This is a genomic window from uncultured Roseobacter sp. (assembly GCF_947499265.1).
Taxonomy (GTDB): Bacteria; Pseudomonadota; Alphaproteobacteria; order Rhodobacterales; family Rhodobacteraceae; genus Roseobacter.
Genome location: NZ_CANMNK010000004.1, coordinates 135,953 through 157,240 on the forward strand (window position 1 = coordinate 135,953; position 21,288 = coordinate 157,240).

Below are 21,288 nucleotides of genomic sequence, written 5' to 3' on the forward strand. Positions count from 1 at the left end.
GTTTATGGGCGGCAGCGCTTGCCCTGCCCAATGTTTCGTTTGCAGCGCCCGGCTTGTCCGGAACGGTGCGTGTGATTGACGGTGATACCCTTGATGTGGGTGGGGCGCGTGTCAGGCTCTTTGGTATCGACGCGCCAGAGGCGGATCAGATGTGTACCACGGAGCAGGGACAGTCCTGGGCCTGTGGCGCCTGGGTGAGCGATCAGGTCATCACACTTTTTGCTGGCAGACAGGCGCACTGCGTCCCAGTGGACACGGACCGCTATGGCCGCATCGTTGCGCAGTGCGAGGTCCGGGGGCGGGATATGGGCGAGGCCATTGTGAGCGCTGGTCTGGCTTTCGCCTATCGCAAGTATTCGGACCGCTATGTCTTTGCCGAAAAAGGAGCTGCTGTGCGCGATGTCGGCCTACACGCGAGCCGCGTGCAAAACCCGTCGCAGTTTCGCCAGACCCGTGCGGTGGGGCGGATCCCACCTGATCGCAATTGCAAGATCAAAGGCAACATTTCCAGCAAGGGCACGCGCATTTTTCATGTGCCCGGTCAGCTGTATTATGAGCGCACGGGGATACGCCCCGAAACAGGCGAACGCTGGTTTTGCACGATATCAGACGCGCAATCCGCGGGTTGGCGCGCGGCCAAGCGTTAGTCCACCTGATAGGGCAGGAGGTCACGCAGGTTCGGGTCGACACGCAGTTTGCGCTCCAAAGGCGGGACCGCCCGTTGATGGCAATTGGCGCGCTCGCAAATGCGACATGAAATGCCAATCGGCTCAAAGGCCCCATCGCGGCCCAGGTCCATGCCATCGGCGTAAACCAGATCGCGCGCATGCCGCACTTCGCACCCCAGTGCAATCGCGTAGCGCCGCACCGGGGCCCCGAAACGGCCAGCGGGTTTTGAGACGTCACGCGCCAGATTGATGTAGCGTACCCCATCGGGTGTTTCCGCCAGCTGGCGCAAAAACCGGCCGGGCAGCTCAAAGGCGCGGTGCACATTCCACAAAGGGCATGCGCCCCCGAAACGGGCAAATTGCAGGCGGGTGGCAGAATGGCGTTTGGTGATGGTTCCGGCCTGATCGACGCGCACAAAGAAAAACGGGATGCCCTTTGCGCCGGGGCGTTGCAGGGTCGAGAGCCGGTGCGCAACCTGTTCGATTGACGCGCCGAAGTGTCCGGCCAGGGCTTCTACGTCATGTCGGCAGGCGCGGGCCTCTTGTTGAAAGGCGCCATAGGGCATGAGGGCGGCCCCGGCGAAGTAATTGGCCAGGCCAATCTTTGCGATGGCGCGTGCTTCTGCGGTGTGGAACCGCGCCAGATCAAGCGTTGCCTCCAACAGGGCCTCCTGCTTGACCAGTGCGACTTGCAATAGCAATTGAAAGGTCTGGCTTTCCGGCGGCGCGCGGCGCGACAGGGTGAGGGTCTTCGTGTCTGGATCCAGCCTTCGCAATTTGTCGGTATCCGCAAAATCCACCGTCACTCCGCTGTTGCCCAAAGCGGAAACTGCGGCGACACGGATGTTGCGGTGGCCGCCTTCCTTATTGGCAAAGTGTTCCGCCGCACGATCCACCGCGTCGATGTAGTTGTCGCAGTAGTGAAAGAAGTCGCGCACTTCCTCCCAGGGGCTGGGGGTTGCGCGCGCGTCTTCTCGGCCAAGCGCCTCGTCCAGGGACGCAAGACGTTCCTGCATTTGCCGGTAGCTGCGGTGCAGTTCCAGAAAGGCATGGGCAAAGGCCGGTGCGTTTGAGGCCGCCAATCGCAAATCGGCGATGGGGGGCAGCGCGTCGGCAAAGAGCGGATCGGCCATGGCCTCGCGCATATCGCTGACCAGACGCTCACTGTCACCCGCGCTCAATTCAGTCACGTCGAGCCCGAATTCCTGCGCCAGCGCCAGCACAACCGTTGTCGAAACCGGGCGGTTGTTGTTTTCCATCTGGTTGAGATAAGGCAGGGACACGCCAAGCTTGGCCGCGAAATCCTTTTGCGTATGACCCAACCGGGTACGTAATTCGCGCAGTTTCGCCCCGGCATAGAGTTTTTGTGTGGCCATCCCCCGCGCCCTTTCCAGGTTGCTTTGCAACTTTGCAGATTCGCAAACGCTATCTTTGCAAACCCGCTGGGGCAAGGTGCCGGGTCTTGGTTAACGCGGTCCTAACGTCCCTGTCAGATGGTGGGGTTTTGCAAGGCAATCCGACGTTCGCGCCGGTAGACCATCAAAATCGAGACCACGGCGGCAGTGGAGGTCGCCAGCATGATATAAAGCAGCGGAAAGGCGCCCGTCGCTTCGCTGAGCGAGGCGCCTGCCAGCACGCTGAGCGCGGCGCCACCGCCAATCATGATCGCGCCCCCAAGTCCCGATGCAGAGCCCGCCAGATGCGGGCGCACCGAGAGCATGCCAGCCGTTGCATTCGGGATCACAAGGCCATTGCCCAACCCGACGAATGTCATCAGGCCAAAGAAACTGAACGCGGATCCGTGTCCCGCGACAAAAATCAGCAGCGACAGCAGCACACCGCTGGCGTTGATCAGGCTGCCAATGAGCACCAGCTTGTTGATGCCGACGCGTTGCGCCAGCATGCCGGTGGCCATGTTGCCAAAGAAATAGCCCAGTGCCGGTGCGCCGAAGTAGATGCCGACCCAGAAGGGGGACATGCCGAAGACAACGGATCCGACGAAGGGGCCCCCGCCGAGATAGGCAAAAAACGCGCCAGAACAGAACCCGGCCGCCAGCGAGTAGCCCCAAAACCGGGGCGAAACGAGGAGGGCCGGATATTCAGCGAATTGCTGCGGCAGCGTCTTGCCGCTCTTGCGCGCGGTTTCACCCTGGTCGGCCCAGGCCAGCCAGAGGGTCATTGCGCCGAGCACGAAAAGCGCCCAGAAATTCGCGTGCCAGCCAAAAAGCTCATCCAGCACCCCCCCCAGCATCGGGCTGATCATCGGGACGACTGCCATGCCCATGGTGACATATCCGATCATCGAAGCCGCCTGATCCTGATCGAACATATCGCGGACTGCGGCGCGGCTCAGCACCATGGCGCTGGCCACGACCGCCTGACAGACCCGGAACGCCAGGAAAATCTCTGCTGTGGGTGCAAAGATGCAGCCCACTGTCGCGACCAAAAAGATGACCAATCCCCATAGAACAATTGGACGTCGTCCGTATTTGTCCGAAATTGGTCCAATCAGGATTTGCAGCCCCGCGCTGACCCCGAGATAGAGGCCAACAGAGAGCTGCATCAATCCGTAGTCGGCCTGGAAATACTCGGTCATATTGGGCAGACTGGGCAAGAACATGTTCATGACCATCGCCGACATGCCAGCAAGCAGGATCAGCGTCACGATATGTGGGGGTGTCGTGCGATCCAGAAATCGAATGACCGGAGGGTTTTGCATCCCCGAGAAGTAAGTGCTTGCCGCCTTGTTGTCCACGCATAGCCGGTATGCGCTGACTGCAATTTTGCAGTTTTGCAATTTGCGACTGCTTTACTGAAAAGAGTTTGCAAATTTGCGAGATTCCCCTTCGATCCGACGCAACATAACGATATGGTCGCGCAAAATTACCAATGGGGTCACCATGAAAGATATTCTGCAGCAGCTGGAAGAACGCCGTGAAACCGCCCGCATGGGCGGCGGTCAGAAACGGATCGATGCCCAACATGGTCGTGGCAAGCTCACTGCCCGGGAACGCGTGACCCTGCTGTTGGACGAAGGCAGCTTCGAAGAATTCGATATGTTCGTGACCCACCGCTGCACCGACTTTGACATGGAACAGCAAAAACCTGCGGGTGATGGGGTTGTCGCTGGATGGGGCACGATCAACGGGCGTCTGGTCTATGTGTTCAGCCAGGATTTCACCGTGCTGGGCGGATCGGTCTCTGAAACCCACGCTCGCAAGATCTGCAAGATCATGGATATGGCGGTGCAAAACGGTGCACCGGTGATCGGGATCAACGATTCAGGCGGTGCCCGCATTCAGGAAGGCGTGGATTCACTTGCTGGATATGGCGAGGTGTTCCAGCGCAACATCACGGCCTCCGGCGTGGTGCCGCAGATCAGCGTGATCATGGGCCCCTGTGCCGGTGGCGCTGTTTACTCCCCGGCAATGACCGATTTCATCTTCATGGTGAAAGACAGCTCTTACATGTTCGTGACCGGCCCGGATGTGGTCAAAACCGTGACCAACGAACAGGTCAGCGCGGAGGAGTTGGGCGGGGCAACAACGCATACCCGTAAAAGCTCCGTGGCAGATGCCGCCTTCGAAAATGATGTCGAAGCGCTGGCCGAAGTGCGCCGCCTGGTGGATTTCCTGCCCGCGAACAATCGTGAAAGGCCGCCCGTGCGCCCGTTCTTTGACGACCCGAACCGGGTGGAATCCTCCCTGGATACCTTGGTGCCGGAAAACCCGAACACGCCTTACGACATGAAGGAGTTGATCCTCAAGCTGGCGGATGAGGGCGATTTCTACGAAATTCAGGAAGATTTTGCCAAGAACATCATCACCGGCTTCATCCGCCTTGAGGGGCGCACGGTGGGTGTGGTGGCCAACCAGCCGATGGTATTGGCCGGGTGTCTGGATATTGACAGCTCGCGCAAGGCGGCGCGGTTTGTGCGCTTTTGCGACGCTTTTGAGATCCCACTGCTGACGCTGATCGACGTGCCGGGGTTCCTGCCCGGTACCAGCCAGGAATATGGCGGTGTCATCAAGCACGGGGCGAAACTGCTCTTTGCCTATGGTGAGGCGACTGTGCCGATGGTCACGGTGATCACGCGCAAGGCCTATGGTGGTGCCTATGTGGTGATGTCGTCCAAGCATCTGCGCGCTGATTTCAACTATGCCTGGCCCACGGCCGAGGTGGCGGTGATGGGGGCCAAGGGCGCCACGGAAATCATCCACCGTGCCGATCTAGGCGATGCCGACAAGATCGCCAAACACACCGCGGATTACGAAGACCGCTTCGCCAATCCCTTTGTGGCGGCGGAACGTGGGTTCGTGGACGAGGTGATCATGCCGCGCACCACCCGCAAACGGATCGCCCGTGCTTTTGCCTCCCTGCGCAACAAGCAGGCGCAGATGCCGTGGAAAAAGCACAACAACATCCCGCTTTAGGCGACGCCGGTAATGCCCGTTTTTCATAACATTGACGATGCCCCGACACATGTTGCGCCCTTTTCGCATGCGGTGGAGGCGGGCGGTTGGGTGATGCTGACCGGGCAGATGCCCACGGTGCCGGGGGCGCCGGACGCGCCGTTGATTGATGGGATCGAGGCGCAGACGCGGCAAGTAATGGAAAACCTGAAAACGGTGCTCGCAGGCGTGGCACTTGATCTGAGCGATGTGGTGCAATGTCGGTGCTATCTGACCGAATTCGAGCGGGACTATGATATTTTCAACAGCGCCTACAAAAGCTACTTCCCGGCGGATCGCCTGCCAGCCCGCACGACCATTGGCGTGACGGCATTGGCGGTAGGGGCGTTGGTCGAGATCGATTGCCTGGCCCGACGAAGGGGTGCGGAATGACCCGGCTCTGGAAAAATCAGGCATTCACAATTGCCCATGCGGATGAGGGTAAGTTCGAAGGCGCAGGGCTGCGGGCTTTCTTTGAATATCGCGATCTGGGGATAAACGCGGCGACCAAAGGCGCCTATGGGGCGCATGTCATCCGCGCCGTGCCGGGCATGGAAAGCCCTGCTGTCTGGCACAGCCACGATCTGGATTTTCAGATGGTCTATGTCACCCGCGGCTGGGTGGTCTATGAGTATGAAGGCACGGGCGAGCACATTCTGCGTGCGGGATCCTGTGTGCTGCAGCCCCCCGGGATCAAGCATCGTGAAGTGCGCCATTCCGACGATCTGGAATTGCTGGAGGTAATCTCGCCCGCCGGTTTTGACACCCATGACGAGGCCGCGCCATGAGCCTGCTGGCCACCATCGCGTTTGCCACGCATATGGTGGCATTGCCCGTGCTGGAGGTGCCGTCCGGCCAACCAATCGAGCTTTATGAGGTATTGATCGACGAGGTCGGCGCTGAAACATGGCTGCGGTTTCGTTTTCTGGCACCGGAGATTGCGCGTGACACCGGTACCGTCGATTTTGCGCAGGCTGAACCAGATCTGGAGCATTTGTGCGTGCAGGTGGCTTTGCCCTACCTGGCGGAATTCAATCTCAGCCCGGAGATTGTGGCGGTGACCTTGCTGGACCGGCCTGTTGAATTCGGGGTCACCAATCCTGATGCCACGCAATTCATCGATCTTTTCCGGGTCACCTCCGGCGCTTGTGTCTGGGAGGGGTTTTAATGCCGGCTCATCACTTTTTGCGGCCAAGCGACTGGCGTACACGCCCTGCGGCATTGGCGTCACAGAACGGCGGATTGGCGCCGCGCGCGTTTCCATTCGCAGCGCGGGCGCCTATGCTCCGCGCGGGATCGCCGCTCGGCGGGCTCACACAAAAAACAGAGATCCGTTCAGGCCAGATGCTTCTGGCGGGCGGAAATTGTGACAGGAGATACAGATGTCAAAGAGCATCAAATTGCTGGCGACACTGGGCTTTGTTGCCCTGGTGGCCGCTTGTGCAAACGAGCAGCAAGAAGAATTCGTTGTGGTCGATCCCGAGCCGATCTCGACCGAGCCGACCTATACCGGCAAATACAACTAAACCTGTTACAGGGCGGGCTTTCGGGCCTGCCCTGACAGATGGCCGCCCGCTGCAAAGGGGGCTATCATGTTGAAACACCGCGGTTTCCCGGGCCGCTTGCCGGGCACAGACTACCATTTCACCCTGCGCAGATTTAACCCACGTGGCGTGACGCCGCTGACGGAGCGTGCCCGTTTCAAGGATCGCAAACCTGCGGATCGCCGGGCGGATGCCGCCTTTTTCAAAGCCCTATGGGAGCATTTTGGCGCCGAACCCTTTGAACGCGGCAATCTGGACGCTGGCCGTTTGTCCTGGTTGTTCGGGCGGGAGGTGGTACCTGCGACCGATCCTTTTGATCCTGCTGATTATGAAGCCATTTTGAGGATCGACGAACGTGTCGCGCGGCAGTCCTTTCCTGAGGCATTTGAACTATGATCGGCGCTTTTTTGCTTGTGACAACGCCAAACCGGCGGCAGATGGCTCATTCACACCGATGCGGGTTTAAAAGGGTAGATAGTTCAACCCCTGCGAGTAATGGTGCTCGGGTAGGCACTCGCGAATATCCCCGCAGTGTGTCTGCATACACTATTCGTACCCCTTCCCCTGGCGGGCAGTACGGCGGTTATACGCCTAAACTGCCCGCCTTTTTCTTGGGCTGGTGGGGGCCTTCGGAACAAACCGGATCAACCCACGTTCTTCAGGTGTCAGCGGTGAACCTGAAAGGACGTAGATCATGCCTGTCAAAAAGTTACTTCTTACACTGGGAGCCTGTGCAAGCCTTGCTGCATGCGGCGCGACATTGGGTCAGCAAGCGGTCGGCGGAGCAGCCGTCGGCGCGGGCGCATCTGTGCTTACCGGCGGCAGCGTGCTCAGCGGCGCGGCCCTCGGTGCAGGGGCAAACGTGCTTGCCTGCCAAACTGACCTCGCGGATTGCTAACCGCGCCCAAAGCACATGGGCGCCTTGTGCCCAGACGGTGCATCCTCCCGGATATATCTACAAACCTCCCGCACAGCGATGGCTGTTGCGGGGGTTTTGTTTTGGAACCCAATCAGATTCCCTGAAAGTCAAAAGGACATCCCATGTTTAACAAGATCCTGGTCGCCAACCGGGGCGAAATCGCCTGCCGTGTCATCAAGACTGCCCGGAAGATGGGAATTAAAACCGTTGCGATCTATTCGGACGCCGACAAACAGGCGCTGCATGTGCAAATGGCAGATGAGGCCGTACACATCGGGCCACCACCAGCCAACCAGTCCTACATCGTGATTGATAACGTCATGGCGGCGATCAAGTCCTCAGGGGCCGAGGCTGTCCATCCCGGATATGGCTTTCTGTCTGAGAACGCGAAATTTGCAGAGGCGCTTGCGCAGGCTGGTGTTGCCTTTGTCGGCCCGCCCAAGGGTGCGATCGAAAAGATGGGGGACAAGATCACCTCCAAGAAAATCGCGCAGGAGGCGGGTGTCAGCACGGTGCCGGGATATATGGGGCTGATCGAGGACGCGGATGAAGCCGTGAAGATTTCCAATGAAATCGGATATCCGGTGATGCTCAAGGCCTCCGCTGGCGGTGGCGGCAAGGGCATGCGGATTGCCTGGAACGATGAGGAAGCGCGCGAAGGTTTCCAGTCCTCCAAGAACGAGGCGGCGAATTCCTTTGGCGATGATCGTATTTTCATTGAGAAATTCGTCACTCAGCCGCGGCACATTGAAATCCAGGTGCTGTGTGATGCGCATGGCAATGGAATCTATCTGGGGGAACGTGAGTGTTCGATCCAGCGCCGGAACCAGAAGGTGGTCGAAGAAGCGCCGAGCCCGTTTCTGGATGAGGCGACTCGCAAGGCAATGGGTGAACAGGCGGTCGCGCTGGCACAGGCCGTGGGCTACACCTCTGCCGGTACGGTCGAATTCATCGTCGATGGCGAAAAGAATTTCTATTTCCTCGAAATGAACACGCGGCTGCAGGTGGAGCATCCGGTGACCGAACTGATCACCGGCGTTGATCTCGTGGAACAGATGATCCGCGTTGCCAATGGCGAGGCGCTGACCCTCGAACAGGCGGATGTGAAACTGAACGGCTGGGCGATTGAAAACCGGCTCTATGCCGAAGACCCATACCGTGGGTTCCTGCCTTCCATTGGCCGCCTGACCCGGTACCGCCCCCCCGCCGAGGTCGCCGAGGCCAGCCATGTGGTGCGCAACGACACCGGCGTTTACGAGGGCGGCGAGATCAGCATGTATTACGACCCGATGATCGCCAAGCTCTGCACCTGGGCGCCGACGCGGGGCGAAGCGATCGAACGGATGCGGGTGGCGCTGGACAGCTTCGAGGTGGAGGGGATCGGGCACAACCTGCCATTCCTCTCGGCGGTCATGGATCACCCCAAATTTGTTTCGGGCGACATGACAACGGCCTTCATCGCCGAGGAATACCCCGACGGGTTCGAGGGCGTGACCCTGGTGGAAGGTGAGCTGCACCGGATTGCGGCGGCCTGTGCGGCAATGCACCGGGTTGCTGAAATTCGCCGCGCGCGGGTGTCGGGCCGCATGGACAACCACGAACGCAAAGTTGGCAGCGATTGGAATGTACGCCTGCAGGGGCAATCCTATGACGTCTGCATCGATGCGGATCAGGAGGGCTCGACCGTGCGGTTCGAGGATGGCCCGGAATTGCGCGTCAGCGGCGCCTGGACACCGGGCGACCAATTAGCAGAGATGACGGTGGCCGATGCGCCATTGGTTTTGAAAGTGGGAAAGGTCAGCGGCGGGTTTCGCATCAGAACGCGCGGGGCCGACCTGAAAGTGCATGTGCGCACGCCGCTTCAGGCGGAACTGGCGCGCAAAATGCCCGAAAAACTGCCCCCCGATACCTCGAAAATGCTGCTCTGCCCAATGCCTGGCCTGGTTGTGAAACTGGACGTGGCCGTGGGCGACGAGGTGCAGGACGGGCAGGCGCTCTGCACAATCGAGGCGATGAAGATGGAGAACATCCTGCGCGCCGAGCGCAAGGGCGTTGTGTCCAAGATCAACGCTGCCGCGGGCGATAGCCTGGCCGTGGACGATGTCATCATGGAGTTCGAATGATCCGATGATCAGGCGTGAATGCGATACCCCAGGGCAGGATCAGCGCGTGATGGCGCGTTCTTTCTGTTCGCGGATTTCGCGTTGGCGCATTGGCATCTTGTCAATGCTGCGGGTGATCTCGCGCACGTCCCAGGGGAAAGGTTTGCGCAGTTTGACCTCACCGTCCTTGCCAAGAATGACAAGCATGAATTCGCGTGGGCGCAATCTGCGCCGCAAATCGGATTGCGCGTCAGGGTCGGTATCGGTGATCACAACCACGTCGCGTTCCAGCAATTCGCCGGGACGCTCCTCCAGCAATCGCATCTGTTCGATGAAGGCAGGGTTGTTTTCACTGTCGGAAAAAACAACGATGGGGCGATTTTTCCACTTAAATTGGTTCAAATCCACCTCTTCCATCGTCGTAAACAGTGTTTTCGGGGGCTCTGCCTCGGCTGTCTGCGCTGCCGTACCGGTCGCAAAAAAGCACGCTAAAACAAGGGGTAATATCGGTTTCATCGTATCTCCTGTTACGACCAATATAGGGCTGCGTGCAGGATATGCGATGGGTAATACACGCAAATTTACCATTAAATCTGCGGCAAGGGATTGCGTGTAATGATGACGCTCACCCCAACCTTCGGACCGGCAGGGGCGGTCGTTAAACATTGGGTCACGCGCGTCATGGACGTTATTCTTCACGTAGGTGCACATCGCACCGGGACAAAGACATTTCAGGATTACATGCATCGCCATGCCGAACCCTTGGCAGAGGCGGGTATCGGTTATTGGGGCCCGGGTCGCACGCGGCGCGGGTTGTTCGCGGGCATCGTGCCAAAACCCGAGGTGGCCAAGGGACGGGATCTGCGGCGGCGCGCCGAGGGGCGGGTGCAATTGCAGCTCACGGCGGCCCGCGCGCGCGGGCTCAAGACGCTGGTGGTGAGTGACGAGAGCATGATCGGTTCCGTGCGCGACAACATCAGCGCGGGCAGTCTTTATGCCGGGATTGGCGAGCGTATGGCCCGCTTTGCACGCGCCTTCGAGGGGCAGGTGACAACGTTAATGTTCAGCCCGCGCAGCCTTGAGCTCTACTGGAGTTCCGCGCTGTCTTATGGCGTGGCGCGTGGACACGCGGTACCGGAACGGGACAAGTTGCGCAGCATTGCCTACGCGCGCCGTGGCTGGCGCGACGTGATCACCGATCTGGGATGTGCGGTACCTGACGCAGACATCAAGGTGCTGCCGTTTGAATACTACGCGGGTCGACCTGAAGTGCTGCTGGAACGCGGTGCGGGGGTCGAGGCGCCCAGAGACAGTGATCGCGCGTGGTTGAACCGGACGCCCACCTTGCCGGAATTGCGCCGTGTTCTGGCGGATCGTGGCACGTTAGGCGCGGTCTTGCCCTTTGGCATGGAACGCTGGAACCCCTTTACCCCCGATGAACACGCCGCCCTGCGCGAAACATATGCAGACGACATGATGTGGCTCACCGCCGGTGCAGACGGCATCGCCACACTGACAGAGGATCACGCCCGGACAAGAGCAGGACAAATCCTGCCAGCCGGTGCACAGACGGAAGGACATGGAGATGAGCACGAAGAAAGACAAGTGGCGCGACCTGGCTGAGGCCGAGTTGCGCGGCAAGCCTTTGCAGGACCTGACATGGCAGACCCTTGAGGGGATTGCGGTGCAACCGCTTTACACGGCGGAGGATGTGGCAGGCCTTGACCATCTTGGTACGATTCCGGGCGAGGCCCCCTACACCCGGGGTGTCAAAGCGACCATGTATGCCGGTCGCCCCTGGACCATTCGTCAATACGCAGGCTTTTCTACCGCCGAAGAAAGCAATGCGTTTTACCGCCGGGCGCTTGCGGCCGGACAACAGGGGGTTTCCGTTGCCTTCGATCTGGCCACCCACCGGGGATACGACAGCGATCATCCCCGTGTGGAGGGTGATGTCGGCAAGGCCGGCGTTGCCATCGACAGCGTCGAGGATATGAAAATCCTCTTTGACGGCATTCCTCTGGATAAAGTATCCGTCTCCATGACGATGAACGGCGCGGTGATCCCGATCCTTGCGAATTTCATCGTGACAGGAGAAGAGCAGGGGCACGATAAATCGGTGCTTTCGGGCACGATCCAGAACGACATCCTCAAGGAATTCATGGTGCGCAACACCTATGTCTACCCGCCGGAGCCGTCGATGCGGATCATCGCGGACATCATCGAATACACCTCCGATCACATGCCGAAATTCAATTCGATCTCAATCTCCGGCTATCACATGCAGGAAGCGGGCGCGAACCTGGTGCAGGAGCTGGCCTTTACCTTGGCCGATGGGCGCGAATACGTGCGGGCCGCCATCGCGCGCGGTATGGATGTGGATAAATTCGCCGGGCGGCTGTCGTTCTTCTTTGCCATCGGCATGAATTTTTTCATGGAAGCGGCCAAGCTGCGCGCGGCACGGCTGCTTTGGAGCCGGATCATGGAGGAGTTCGAGCCGAAGAACCCCAAATCCTCGATGCTGCGCACCCATTGCCAGACCTCCGGCGTCAGCCTGCAGGAGCAGGACCCTTACAACAATGTGATCCGCACGGCCTACGAGGCGATGAGCGCGGTTCTGGGCGGCACCCAGTCGTTGCACACCAATGCCCTGGATGAGGCGATTGCGCTGCCCACGGAAAATTCCAGCCGCATCGCGCGGAATACGCAGCTGATTTTGCAGGAAGAAACCGGGGTGACCAATGTGGTCGATCCATTGGCTGGGTCTTACTACGTGGAAAAGCTGACCGCGGATCTGGCCGATGCCGCTTGGAAGCTCATCGAAGAGGTTGAAGAGATGGGCGGCATGACCAAGGCGGTGGCCTCAGGCATGCCAAAACTGCGGATCGAAGAGGCAGCAGCGATGCGCCAGGCGGGGATCGACCGCGGCACCGAGGTGATTGTTGGGGTCAATAAATACCGGCGCGACAGCGAAGATCCGATCGACATTCTCGACATCGACAATGCCGCCGTCCGGGGCAGCCAGATCGCACGATTGGACAAAATCCGGGCGACACGAGATGAGGCCGCGTGTGAGGCGGCCTTGGCGGCGCTGTCCAAATGCGCGGCAGAGGACGGCAATTTGCTGGCGGCTGCGGTAGAGGCGGCGCGCGCGCGTGCGACAGTTGGAGAGATCAGTATGGCAATGGAAAAAGCCTTTGGCCGCCACCGTGCGGAAGTCAAAACGCTCGCCGGTGTCTATGGCGCCGCCTATGAGGGCGACGAAGGGTTTGCGACCATTCAAAAATCCGTCGAAGCCTTTGCCGAGGAAGAAGGCCGCAGGCCCCGTATGCTGGTCGTGAAAATGGGCCAGGATGGGCACGACCGGGGCGCCAAGGTGATCGCAACCGCCTTCGCCGATATCGGGTTCGATGTGGATGTCGGGCCTTTGTTCCAGACCCCGGCAGAAGCGGCTCAGGATGCCGTCGATAACGACGTGCATGTGATCGGCATCAGTTCGCAGGCCGCAGGGCATAAAACGCTGGCCCCGCAGCTTGTTCAGGCGCTGAAAGACGCCGGTGCTGAAGATATTCTGGTGATTTGCGGTGGGGTGATCCCCCAGCAGGATTACCAGTTTCTCTACGATGCCGGGGTGAAGGCGATCTTTGGCCCAGGGACAAACATTCCGAAAGCGGCCCAGGACATTCTCAAACTCATCTCTGCTGCACGGTCCTGACCGAGCCCGCTCGCGGGGGTAGCTATTTCGAATTTGGTCGATCTTCTGTCTTGCGCATGCTTGGGTTTGCGGCGCATGTTTGCGCCATCAGGCTTGCAATGCTGCGGCTGCGCCTGATCGCATTCATAGTTGAAAAGAGAAGAATATCGTGGACTTTGATCACATTGCGATAGCCGGTGAAACACTGGAAGAGGCGAGAGAGCATGCTGAAGCTGCACTGGGGATGAGCCTCCAACCGGGAGGTCAGCATGATGTCTTTTCAACCCATAACGCGCTCCTGGGTCTGGAGGATGGCCTCTACCTAGAGGCGATTGCGATCGACCCTGATGCGCCGACGCCCTCTCGTGCGCGCTGGTTCGATCTGGACCGTTTTGTGGGTCCCGCCCGCCTGACAAACTGGATTTGCCGATCTGACAACATGTTGGAGGAGCTGGAGAAACTACCGGATCAGATGGGAAATCCTGTGGCTTTGCAACGTGGCGACTTGCAATGGCGCATGTCTGTGCCGGATGATGGCATTCTGCCCTTCGACAATTGCGCGCCGGCGCTCATTCAGTGGGACACGTCGCTGCATCCCGCTAAGATGCTGCCCGCTTCAGGCGTGCGCCTGCGCCGCTTGACCGTTCAGCACCCCGATGCGGAGGCGATCAACAACCTCTTTGCTCCGATGTTGCAAGACGACCGGGTGTCATATGAAACCGGGGAAAAAGGTCTGGTCGCAGAATTTGACACGCCCCATGGCGTGCGCCTGATTGCGTGAAGGTTCGGGCGGCAATTCCGGAGGACGCTGCCGTCGTGGCGGCGCTTTGGAACGTCATGATCCGGGAGACGCTCTCAACCTTCACAACGGTCGAAAAATCCCGCGCCGAGGTTCAGGCGTTGATCGAGACCAGAGCGGCGACCTCATTTGTTGCTGAAAAGGCGGGGCAATTCGCCGGTTTTGCAACATTTGGCCCGTTCCGTTCCGGTCCCGGCTATATCGCGACGGTGGAGCACACCGTGCTGGTGGATGCGCGTCAGCAGGGCGCGGGTGTCGGGCGGATGTTGATGGCAGGGCTTGAGGCGGCTGCGCGCCAGTTTGGGTGTCACGTGATGGTTGCCGGGATCAGCAATACCAACACGGGCGCGCAAAAGTTTCATAAACGTCTCGGTTTCACCGAAGTCGGCCGGATGCCGCAAGTCGGTCAGAAGGCCGGGCAATGGCTCGATCTTGTTTTGATGCAGAAAATTCTCTGACGCGACGCTTCGCCACCTGACATGCTGCGGGGTAACGGGTATGGTCGCCCCATGTCCATCTGGTCCCGCATCTCTGACGCGTTGTCGGCCCTTGCTGCGGGTGAAAGCCTGTCGCAGGTCTTTGATCGTTTGCGCAGCCCGCGTGAACGATCAGTCGCATTTGCCATCGCGGTCATTGCCTTGGGGGCCAAGATGGCCAAGGCGGACGGACAGGTCACGCGCGACGAAGTCACGGCCTTTCGCGAGGTTTTCCATATTGCCGCCCAGGACGAAGCGGGCGCCGCAAAGGTTTTCAATTTGGCACGTCAGGACGTCGCGGGGTTCGAGGTCTATGCCGCGCGCATCAAGGCGATGTTCTCGGGGGAGCCGGAAACGTTGCGCGATTTGCTGGAAGGGCTTTTTCACATTGCGATGGCGGATGGGTTTTACCACCCCAACGAAGACGCCTTTCTGGAACGTGTGACCGAAATTTTTGAGTTGCCGCAGGCGGAGTTCAAGGCCTTGCGCATGCGGTTTGCTCCCGAAACACATCAGGATCCTTACACCGTTCTGGGCGTGACGCCGGACACGCCACCCGATGAAATTCGTAAAGTCTGGCGCAAGCTGGTCCGCGAAAATCACCCGGACGCGATGATCGCGCGCGGAGTGCCTGAAGAGGCTGTGCACCTTGCACAAAAGCGCATGGCGGACATCAACCGCGCCTGGGATGAGATCGCCGGTGTCATGAGCTGATGCGGCTGGCGACGTATAATGTCGAGTGGTTCACCACGCTTTTTGACCGGGAAAACCGGCTTGAACCCAATGGTGAATGGTCTGCGCGCCATAACGTGACACGGGCCGAGCAGGCCGAAGCCCTGGGGGTTGTTTTCCGCGCGATGGATGCGGATGCGATCATGATCATCGAAGCGCCGGATGCGAGTGGCAAACGACAAACCGTGCCCGCGCTGGAAGATTTTGCAGCGCATTTCGGGTTGCGCACCCGTGCTGCGGTGATGGGGTTCATGAATGATACGCAGCAGGAGATTGCGCTGCTCTATGACCCGGAGGCCCTGACGGCAAAACACGCGCCGCGATCCGGCACCGCGGATGTCCCGCGGTTTGATGGCACCTTCGAGATTGATCTCGACATCGATGCCACGCGCGACAGTGTCACGTTTTCCAAACCGCCGTTGGAGTTGGAGGTGACAACAAATGCCGGTTTCACCTTTCAGATGATTGGCGCGCATCTGAAATCGAAAGCCCCCCACGGCGCGCGCAACCCAGCCCACGCGATGAAGCTGGCGATTGCCAACAGACGCAAACAATTGGCGCAGGCGGTCTGGCTGCGCGCCCGGATCGACCGACATCTGAACGAAAAAACACCGCTGGTGGTTTTGGGCGATCTGAATGACGGCCCGGGGTTGGATGAGTTCGAGGGGCTTTTTGGCCGCTCTTCCGTTGAAATTGTCATGGACGGGCCGGCGGGCGCGCTTTTTGATCCGCATGCCAGCCGGGCGCTGACCACGCGGCTGGGGCCCGTGCCGACGACCGCGCGTTTCTGGATCAAGCCGGAGAAGCGCTATTTGCAAGCGCTGTTGGACTACATCATGATCACACCCGATCTGCGGCAGCGGGGCGCTGCCTGGCGCATCTGGCATCCGCTGGATGATCCAGCCTGCTGGGCCGATGTTGAGCTGCGCGAGGCGCTGGTCATGGCATCGGACCACTTCCCCGTCACGATGGATTTGGACATCTGACCTCGAAGAATCGCCCATGGGTGGCTATATTGGCCGCATGAAACAGGTTCTAATTGCCCTTGCTGTGTTGCATTTCGCTGTCCACCCCGTGCGGGCAGAGGACAAGGACGCGCCGTCAATGATGGAACGCGGGGCGCAGCAATTCCTCGAAGGATTGCTGCTTGAAATGGAACCGGCATTTGAGAGCATGCGTGGTTTTATGGATGAAATGGGGCCCGCCTTTGCGGACCTGATGGGACAGATCGAAGACTGGTCCGCCTATGAAGCGCCGGAGATATTGGACAACGGCGACATCATCATCCGTCGCAAACCGGAAGAGATATCGCCAGAAGAAGAGCCACCGCAGATTGAGCTTTAGCTCCGCGCCGAGCGCACTTTCTTGATCTGAACGTCCGCTCCGAGAGATGACGCCAGCGACATCAGCCTTGCCTCGGCGACCTCCCCGAAAAGCGGCACCATGTCAGGTGTCAGCCGCAGGTGCAGTTCCTTTTTCTTGGGAAACCAGCGCAACGTGCCGCGTTCCGCATCCTGCGTCATCCACAACATCGCGCCGAACCGCATGGCCTTGCCCAGAATCTCCGCTTCGAGCTGAGACTTTTCGTCAATCAAATCATAGAGATCCGCAAAACGGGTGCCTTCGCGTTTGTTGGAATAGCGGTGCAGCAGCGCCAGCCCGAGAAAGACCCGTTCCGAGTGTTTCAGACCGCCCAGATTGGCGCGGGTGGCATTGTCAAAACAGGTTTCCGCCCGGTAATCGGGATGCGCCCGCCAACTGACATCATGCAGCAGACAGGCGGCCTTGATCAACCGGCGGCGCGGCAGGGGCACCGATTTGAAAATCGGGTGGATGAAGGCATAAAGCGATTTGCCAAACCCGGGCATGCGCGCGTCCTTGGCCTCGGCGAAACGGCAGGCTTCGATCAGGGGGTCCCGGTCGCGCAGGCGTTGAGGCATTTGTTCATAGAGCATGCCCTCACGGATGCCGTAGCTGGAAATCGCGATGTCCTTGGGCCGAAAGCTCTTGATCAGGCGCCCCAGAACTTCGGTCGCGAGTGGGACCAGGCTCATCCGTGCCGAGGAGATGCCGCAGGCGCTGCGCAGCTCTTCCAGATCGGCCTTTTGGATGAAATTGACGGTCTCGCTAACCGTGCGCGCCGTCATGCGGTATTCATGCAGAACTTGCAGGGGGTAGCCGCGCCGATACATGTCAATCCGGGCGATGGCGCGCCAGGAGCCCCCCACCAGAAACAGCCTGTCACGTTGCTTGCCCATGACATCCTGAAGCTGCGTCATGGTCTGTTTGATATGGGCTGCACGGCCTTTCTTGCCGCCCTTCAACTCGCGCAGTTTCAAGGGGCCAAGCGACGATGTCACCCGCCGCCCGACGCGCCCGTCGGAGATTTCGGCCAATTCCATCGACGATCCGCCGATGTCGCAGACCAGCCCGTAGGAGCCGGGCCAGCCCAGCAAGACGCCTTGCGCGGACAGGCGCGCTTCTTCTTCACCGTCGATGACCCAGATCCGCAGCCCGGTTTCGCGCCTGACCTCCTCCCGAAAATCAGCGCCATCGCTGGCGTCGCGCACCGCGGCGGTGGCCACAACCGTCAGCTCCGGCAGGCCCATGCCCTGGGCCAGATGCTGAAAGCGGCGCAGGGCGCTGAGCGCGCGCACGCGCCCCTCGGGGTTCAGTTTGCCGCTTTCCGACAGACCGGCACCCAGCGCACACATGATCTTTTCGTTGTAGAAATAGGCTGGCGACCGCGCCGCGCCATCAAACACCACCAAGCGCACAGAGTTCGATCCGACATCGACAACACCCACACGCGACAGCGCCCGTGCACTAGGATCATCAAAAAGGGGTCTGCCGAAAAATCCCATGTCCGGGTGGTCTGTCTGCGACGCCGCGCGTCCGGGAAGTGTGGTGGTTTCAGTCATGCAGACATCCGGTATTTTGCAGGGACACCCTGTTCAATAATCGCGCTTGGGTCAATGTTCCTGACCCCGCGCCAAAGGGGCGATGTCGGATCAGTCTTCGGTGTGGGTCAATTTGGGCACATCGGACGCGCCCGCAGACCCCCGCCCGGAAAGCGAGGGGTTCTCCATGAAGAACCGGTGGCAGTTGAAAGCAAAAGCACCCTCAGGCACCGGTGGGCGGTCGAAGACACCATCAGGCCCCATGACCCAGCTTTGCGCGACATCGGCGAGGTTGGCGGCCATGATCTGGCTGACAATCTGCGCTTTGACCGTGGCGTTTTCGATCTCAACCAGGGTTTCGACGCGGCGGTTCAGGTTGCGCCCCATCCAATCCGCGGATGAGATGAAAACGCGCGCTTTTTTGTGCGGCAAACCGTGGCCATTGCCAAAACAGACAATGCGGGAATGCTCCAGAAAGCGCCCGACAATCGATTTCACCCGGATATTGTCGCTCAGACCTTTGACACCGGGCCGCAAGCCGCAAATCCCGCGGATCACCAGGCTGATTTTCACCCCCGCCTGGCTGGCGGCATAAAGCGCGTCGATGACTTCGCTGTCGATCAGCGAGTTCATCTTGGCCCAGATCACCGCGGGTTTGCCTGCGCGTGCGTGCTCGGCCTCCGCCGCAATCAGCTCCAGCAAACGTGGTTTCAGAGTCGTCGGAGAGATCGCGAGGTTGTCGAGGCTTTCGGGCAGCGCATAGCCAGAGAGATAGTTGAAGACCTTGGTCGCATCCCGCCCCAGACGCGGGTCGCAGGTGAAAAGCGACAGATCGGTATAAATCCGTGCCGTGATCGGGTGGTAGTTGCCGGTGCCATAGTGGGTGTAGGTGACAAGCTGGTTGCCCTCACGCCGCACCACGGTGGAAATCTTGGCGTGCGTTTTCAGGTCGAGAAAGCCGTAGACCACATGCGCGCCCGCGCGCTCCAACCTGCGGGACTGGCGAATGTTCGCGGCCTCGTCAAAGCGGGCCTTCAGTTCTACCAGCGCGGTCACGGATTTGCCGTCCTCCGCCGCCTCGCAGAGCGCCTCGACAATCGGGCTGTCGCGTGAGGTGCGATAGAGCGTCTGTTTGATCGCAACGACCTTGGGGTCCCGGGCGGCTTGCTGCAAAAACCGCACCACCATATCGAAGGTTTCATAGGGGTGATGCAGCAGCATGTCCTTTGATCGGATGGCCGCGAGCAGATCCCCTTCGTGGTCGGTCACCCTTTCAGGCACGCGCGGCGTGAACAGCGACCACAAAAGATCGGGGCGACTGTCCAGAACAAGCTCCTTGAGATCCGCCGCGCCGATCATGCCATTGATCTCGATGACCTCGCTCTGCTCCACACCGAGCTCTTCCATGATCACGGCCTTGAGCTTTTCCGGCGCGCCCGGGGAATGGGTCAGCCGTACGACCTCCCCACGTCGGCGGCGTTTCAGGGCCACTTCGAACTCCCGCACGAGGTCTTCGGCCTCTTCTTCCACTTCCAGATCGCTGTCCCGAAGGACGCGGAATTCGAAATAATCCTTGAGCTTGTAGCCCGGAAACAGGCCGGAAATGTTCAATACCAGAAGTTCTTCGAGAGGTAGAAAGCGGCTGTTCCCGTCTTCGGCAGGCAGGGCAATGAAACGGTCAATCTGCGCTGGGATCGGCAAAAGCGCCTGCAGCGGGCGTTTGTCAGAGGTGCGTTCGAGCTGCAGCGCCAACGCGTAGCCGGTGTTGGGGATGAAAGGGAAGGGATGCGCGGGATCAATTGCCAGCGGTGACAGGACTGCAAAAACCTGCGTCAGGAAAACCTCTTCGAGGTATTTGCGATCCTTTGCCGAGAGATCAGCGCTGCGCAGCAGCGAAATGCCTTCGCCTTCCATCTCTTTCAGCAGGGCGACCAGCACGCGTTGCTGTGTTTCCAGCAGCTGGCGAGCGTTTTCATCAATCAAGGCCAATTGCTCTGTCGGGCTCAACCCGTCTGCCGCCGGGGTGGTGTTCCCGGCATGGGCAAGCTCGCGCAGACCGGCGACGCGCACCGTATAGAATTCGTCCAGATTGGTGGCTGAAATCGACAGAAACCGCAGCCGTTCCAGCAAGGGAACGCGGGGATTTTCGGCCTCCTGCACCACCCGCCAGTTGAACCCCAGCCAACTGAGTTCTCGGTTGAAAAAACGGGCGGGTCCGCTGGCATCAAGATCTGGCATCTCGGTGGCGGCGGGGAAATCGGCAGTCAGAAAATCGGCTTGTGTCATGCAGGCCTTTTAGGGGGTGCTGTGTGAAACTTGTGTGACATTTATCAACCGGCCCCCTTGTCATTGTCCAGCAACTGGGCTGCAAGTGCCCGTGATACTGGGCGTTTTTGTGCCAATGAGGCTGCGTCGAGCTGATCGACCAGCGCACGGGCATCGGCAAAAGACCGGGGCATGCGGCGGATCAGATAGGGAATGAGGTCTGCTTTTGGGGTGAGTTGCCGATCCGCAAAGAGTTTGGCCAGTACCGCGCTCAACAAGGTGTCATCGGGAGCCTCCAGCGCGGCGGTGGGGGCGGCGGCGATGCGGCTTGCCAGATCGGGCAGGGTGAGGCCCCAGTCACGTACCGGCGCCCGACCGGTGAACAAAAGCGCGTGGCCTTCTGCCAGCGCCAGATTGTGCAGGTGAAAAAGCGCGGTTTGGGCCGCAGGATCATTGGCGATCAAGGGCACATCTTCCACCGCAACGGCACTCTGGGACAAAAGCGGTACGTCTTCATCACGGATGTCTTTTGCAGCTCTGATCGTGGCGTTCATGCGGCTGGCCCAGACATGAACCAAGTGGGTTTTGCCAGCTCCTTCCGGCCCGGTCAGCACCAGCTTGCCGCGCTGCAGGCTTTCGACCATGGCCAGAGCCATCGCGTTTGATGGCGCGACCATAAAGTCGGCGCGCCCCAGCGCCGGGACGCTTGGCAGATCAAATCCGAGTTGCTCAGGCATG

The 21,288-nt window shown here is 59.8% G+C and carries 21 protein-coding genes; 15 read left to right on the forward strand and 6 right to left on the reverse strand.

Annotated elements, in window-relative coordinates:
* The first annotated feature begins 53 nt into the window (after window positions 1-53).
* Window positions 54-647, forward strand: coding sequence for a thermonuclease family protein (locus Q1A63_RS11590; RefSeq protein ID WP_299631645.1), 594 nt, complete (start codon window positions 54-56; stop codon window positions 645-647).
* On the opposite strand, the gene Q1A63_RS11595 is transcribed toward Q1A63_RS11590, so the two are convergent.
* A complete protein-coding gene (locus Q1A63_RS11595; protein ID WP_298972019.1) occupies window positions 644-2,044 on the reverse strand; it encodes a helix-turn-helix transcriptional regulator in 1,401 nt (466 codons plus the stop codon). The genes Q1A63_RS11590 and Q1A63_RS11595 overlap by 4 nt on opposite strands.
* Before the next feature lie 113 nt (window positions 2,045-2,157).
* The gene (locus Q1A63_RS11600) at window positions 2,158-3,387 is read right to left on the reverse strand and encodes a multidrug effflux MFS transporter (protein WP_298972022.1); all 1,230 of its coding nucleotides are present in this window, start codon (window positions 3,385-3,387) and stop codon (window positions 2,158-2,160) included.
* Window positions 3,388-3,568: 181 nt separating this feature from the next.
* Here Q1A63_RS11600 and Q1A63_RS11605 point away from each other — a divergent pair, with 181 nt between their 5' ends.
* The 7 genes from Q1A63_RS11605 to Q1A63_RS11640 all read left to right on the forward strand — a co-directional run bounded on the left by Q1A63_RS11605 (window position 3,569) and on the right by Q1A63_RS11640 (window position 9,705).
* Window positions 3,569-5,101 (forward strand): acyl-CoA carboxylase subunit beta, encoded by a 1,533-nt coding sequence (locus Q1A63_RS11605; RefSeq protein ID WP_298972024.1) that lies wholly within the window; start codon window positions 3,569-3,571, stop codon window positions 5,099-5,101.
* A 12-nt stretch (window positions 5,102-5,113) separates the two neighbouring features.
* Window positions 5,114-5,512, forward strand: coding sequence for a RidA family protein (locus Q1A63_RS11610; protein ID WP_298972028.1), 399 nt, complete (start codon window positions 5,114-5,116; stop codon window positions 5,510-5,512).
* Window positions 5,509-5,907, forward strand: a complete 399-nt coding sequence (locus Q1A63_RS11615; RefSeq protein WP_298972030.1) for a cupin domain-containing protein — start codon at window positions 5,509-5,511, stop codon at window positions 5,905-5,907. Before Q1A63_RS11610 ends, Q1A63_RS11615 begins: the two co-directional genes overlap by 4 nt.
* Window positions 5,904-6,287 (forward strand): DUF6497 family protein, encoded by a 384-nt coding sequence (locus Q1A63_RS11620; RefSeq protein WP_298972033.1) that lies wholly within the window; start codon window positions 5,904-5,906, stop codon window positions 6,285-6,287. Before Q1A63_RS11615 ends, Q1A63_RS11620 begins: the two co-directional genes overlap by 4 nt.
* Window positions 6,288-6,501: 214 nt before the next feature.
* Entirely contained in the window at window positions 6,502-6,645 is a 144-nt protein-coding gene (locus tag Q1A63_RS11625; RefSeq protein WP_298972035.1) for a hypothetical protein, read from the forward strand.
* A 66-nt stretch (window positions 6,646-6,711) separates the two neighbouring features.
* Window positions 6,712-7,059: a hypothetical protein gene (locus Q1A63_RS11630; RefSeq protein WP_298972038.1), complete on the forward strand. Its 348-nt coding sequence runs from the start codon at window positions 6,712-6,714 to the stop codon at window positions 7,057-7,059.
* Window positions 7,060-7,704: 645 nt separating this feature from the next.
* A complete protein-coding gene (locus Q1A63_RS11640; protein WP_298972044.1) occupies window positions 7,705-9,705 on the forward strand; it encodes an acetyl/propionyl/methylcrotonyl-CoA carboxylase subunit alpha in 2,001 nt (666 codons plus the stop codon).
* Between the two features lie 39 nt (window positions 9,706-9,744).
* Here the strand turns inward: Q1A63_RS11640 and Q1A63_RS11645 are convergent, their stop codons facing one another.
* A complete protein-coding gene (locus Q1A63_RS11645) occupies window positions 9,745-10,200 on the reverse strand; it encodes a DUF4174 domain-containing protein (RefSeq protein ID WP_298972046.1) in 456 nt (151 codons plus the stop codon).
* A gap of 99 nt (window positions 10,201-10,299) precedes the next feature.
* Here Q1A63_RS11645 and Q1A63_RS11650 point away from each other — a divergent pair, with 99 nt between their 5' ends.
* The 7 genes from Q1A63_RS11650 (at window position 10,300) to Q1A63_RS11680 (ending at window position 16,729) form a co-directional block, all read left to right on the forward strand.
* On the forward strand, window positions 10,300-11,307 hold the full coding sequence (locus tag Q1A63_RS11650; protein ID WP_298972048.1) for a hypothetical protein: 1,008 nt from the start codon (window positions 10,300-10,302) through the stop codon (window positions 11,305-11,307).
* Entirely contained in the window at window positions 11,270-13,399 is a 2,130-nt protein-coding gene (scpA, locus tag Q1A63_RS11655; RefSeq protein ID WP_299631651.1) for a methylmalonyl-CoA mutase, read from the forward strand. Before Q1A63_RS11650 ends, scpA begins: the two co-directional genes overlap by 38 nt.
* Before the next feature lie 145 nt (window positions 13,400-13,544).
* The gene (locus tag Q1A63_RS11660; RefSeq protein WP_299632098.1) at window positions 13,545-14,159 is read left to right on the forward strand and encodes a VOC family protein; all 615 of its coding nucleotides are present in this window, start codon (window positions 13,545-13,547) and stop codon (window positions 14,157-14,159) included.
* The gene (locus tag Q1A63_RS11665; protein ID WP_299631653.1) at window positions 14,156-14,635 is read left to right on the forward strand and encodes a GNAT family N-acetyltransferase; all 480 of its coding nucleotides are present in this window, start codon (window positions 14,156-14,158) and stop codon (window positions 14,633-14,635) included. The genes Q1A63_RS11660 and Q1A63_RS11665 overlap by 4 nt, the downstream gene beginning before the upstream one ends.
* A 51-nt stretch (window positions 14,636-14,686) precedes the next feature.
* A complete protein-coding gene (locus Q1A63_RS11670; protein WP_299406385.1) occupies window positions 14,687-15,367 on the forward strand; it encodes a molecular chaperone DjiA in 681 nt (226 codons plus the stop codon).
* Window positions 15,367-16,371 carry an endonuclease/exonuclease/phosphatase family protein gene (locus Q1A63_RS11675; RefSeq protein ID WP_299631655.1) on the forward strand — a complete coding sequence of 335 codons (1,005 nt, stop codon included), beginning with the start codon at window positions 15,367-15,369 and terminating at the stop codon, window positions 16,369-16,371. The genes Q1A63_RS11670 and Q1A63_RS11675 overlap by 1 nt, the downstream gene beginning before the upstream one ends.
* Before the next feature lie 37 nt (window positions 16,372-16,408).
* Window positions 16,409-16,729, forward strand: a complete 321-nt coding sequence (locus Q1A63_RS11680; RefSeq protein WP_298972056.1) for a hypothetical protein — start codon at window positions 16,409-16,411, stop codon at window positions 16,727-16,729.
* Here Q1A63_RS11680 and Q1A63_RS11685 read toward each other — a convergent pair.
* The 3 genes from Q1A63_RS11685 to Q1A63_RS11695 all read right to left on the reverse strand — a co-directional run bounded on the left by Q1A63_RS11685 (window position 16,726) and on the right by Q1A63_RS11695 (window position 21,287).
* Window positions 16,726-18,306: a Ppx/GppA family phosphatase gene (locus Q1A63_RS11685; protein ID WP_298972060.1), complete on the reverse strand. Its 1,581-nt coding sequence runs from the start codon at window positions 18,304-18,306 to the stop codon at window positions 16,726-16,728. The two genes, Q1A63_RS11680 and Q1A63_RS11685, sit on opposite strands and share 4 nt — an antisense overlap.
* Before the next feature lie 90 nt (window positions 18,307-18,396).
* Window positions 18,397-20,571, reverse strand: a complete 2,175-nt coding sequence (locus tag Q1A63_RS11690; protein ID WP_298972062.1) for an RNA degradosome polyphosphate kinase — start codon at window positions 20,569-20,571, stop codon at window positions 18,397-18,399.
* A 44-nt stretch (window positions 20,572-20,615) separates the two neighbouring features.
* Window positions 20,616-21,287, reverse strand: a complete 672-nt coding sequence (locus Q1A63_RS11695; RefSeq protein WP_298972064.1) for a chromosomal replication initiator DnaA — start codon at window positions 21,285-21,287, stop codon at window positions 20,616-20,618.
* Window position 21,288: the final 1 nt, after the last annotated feature.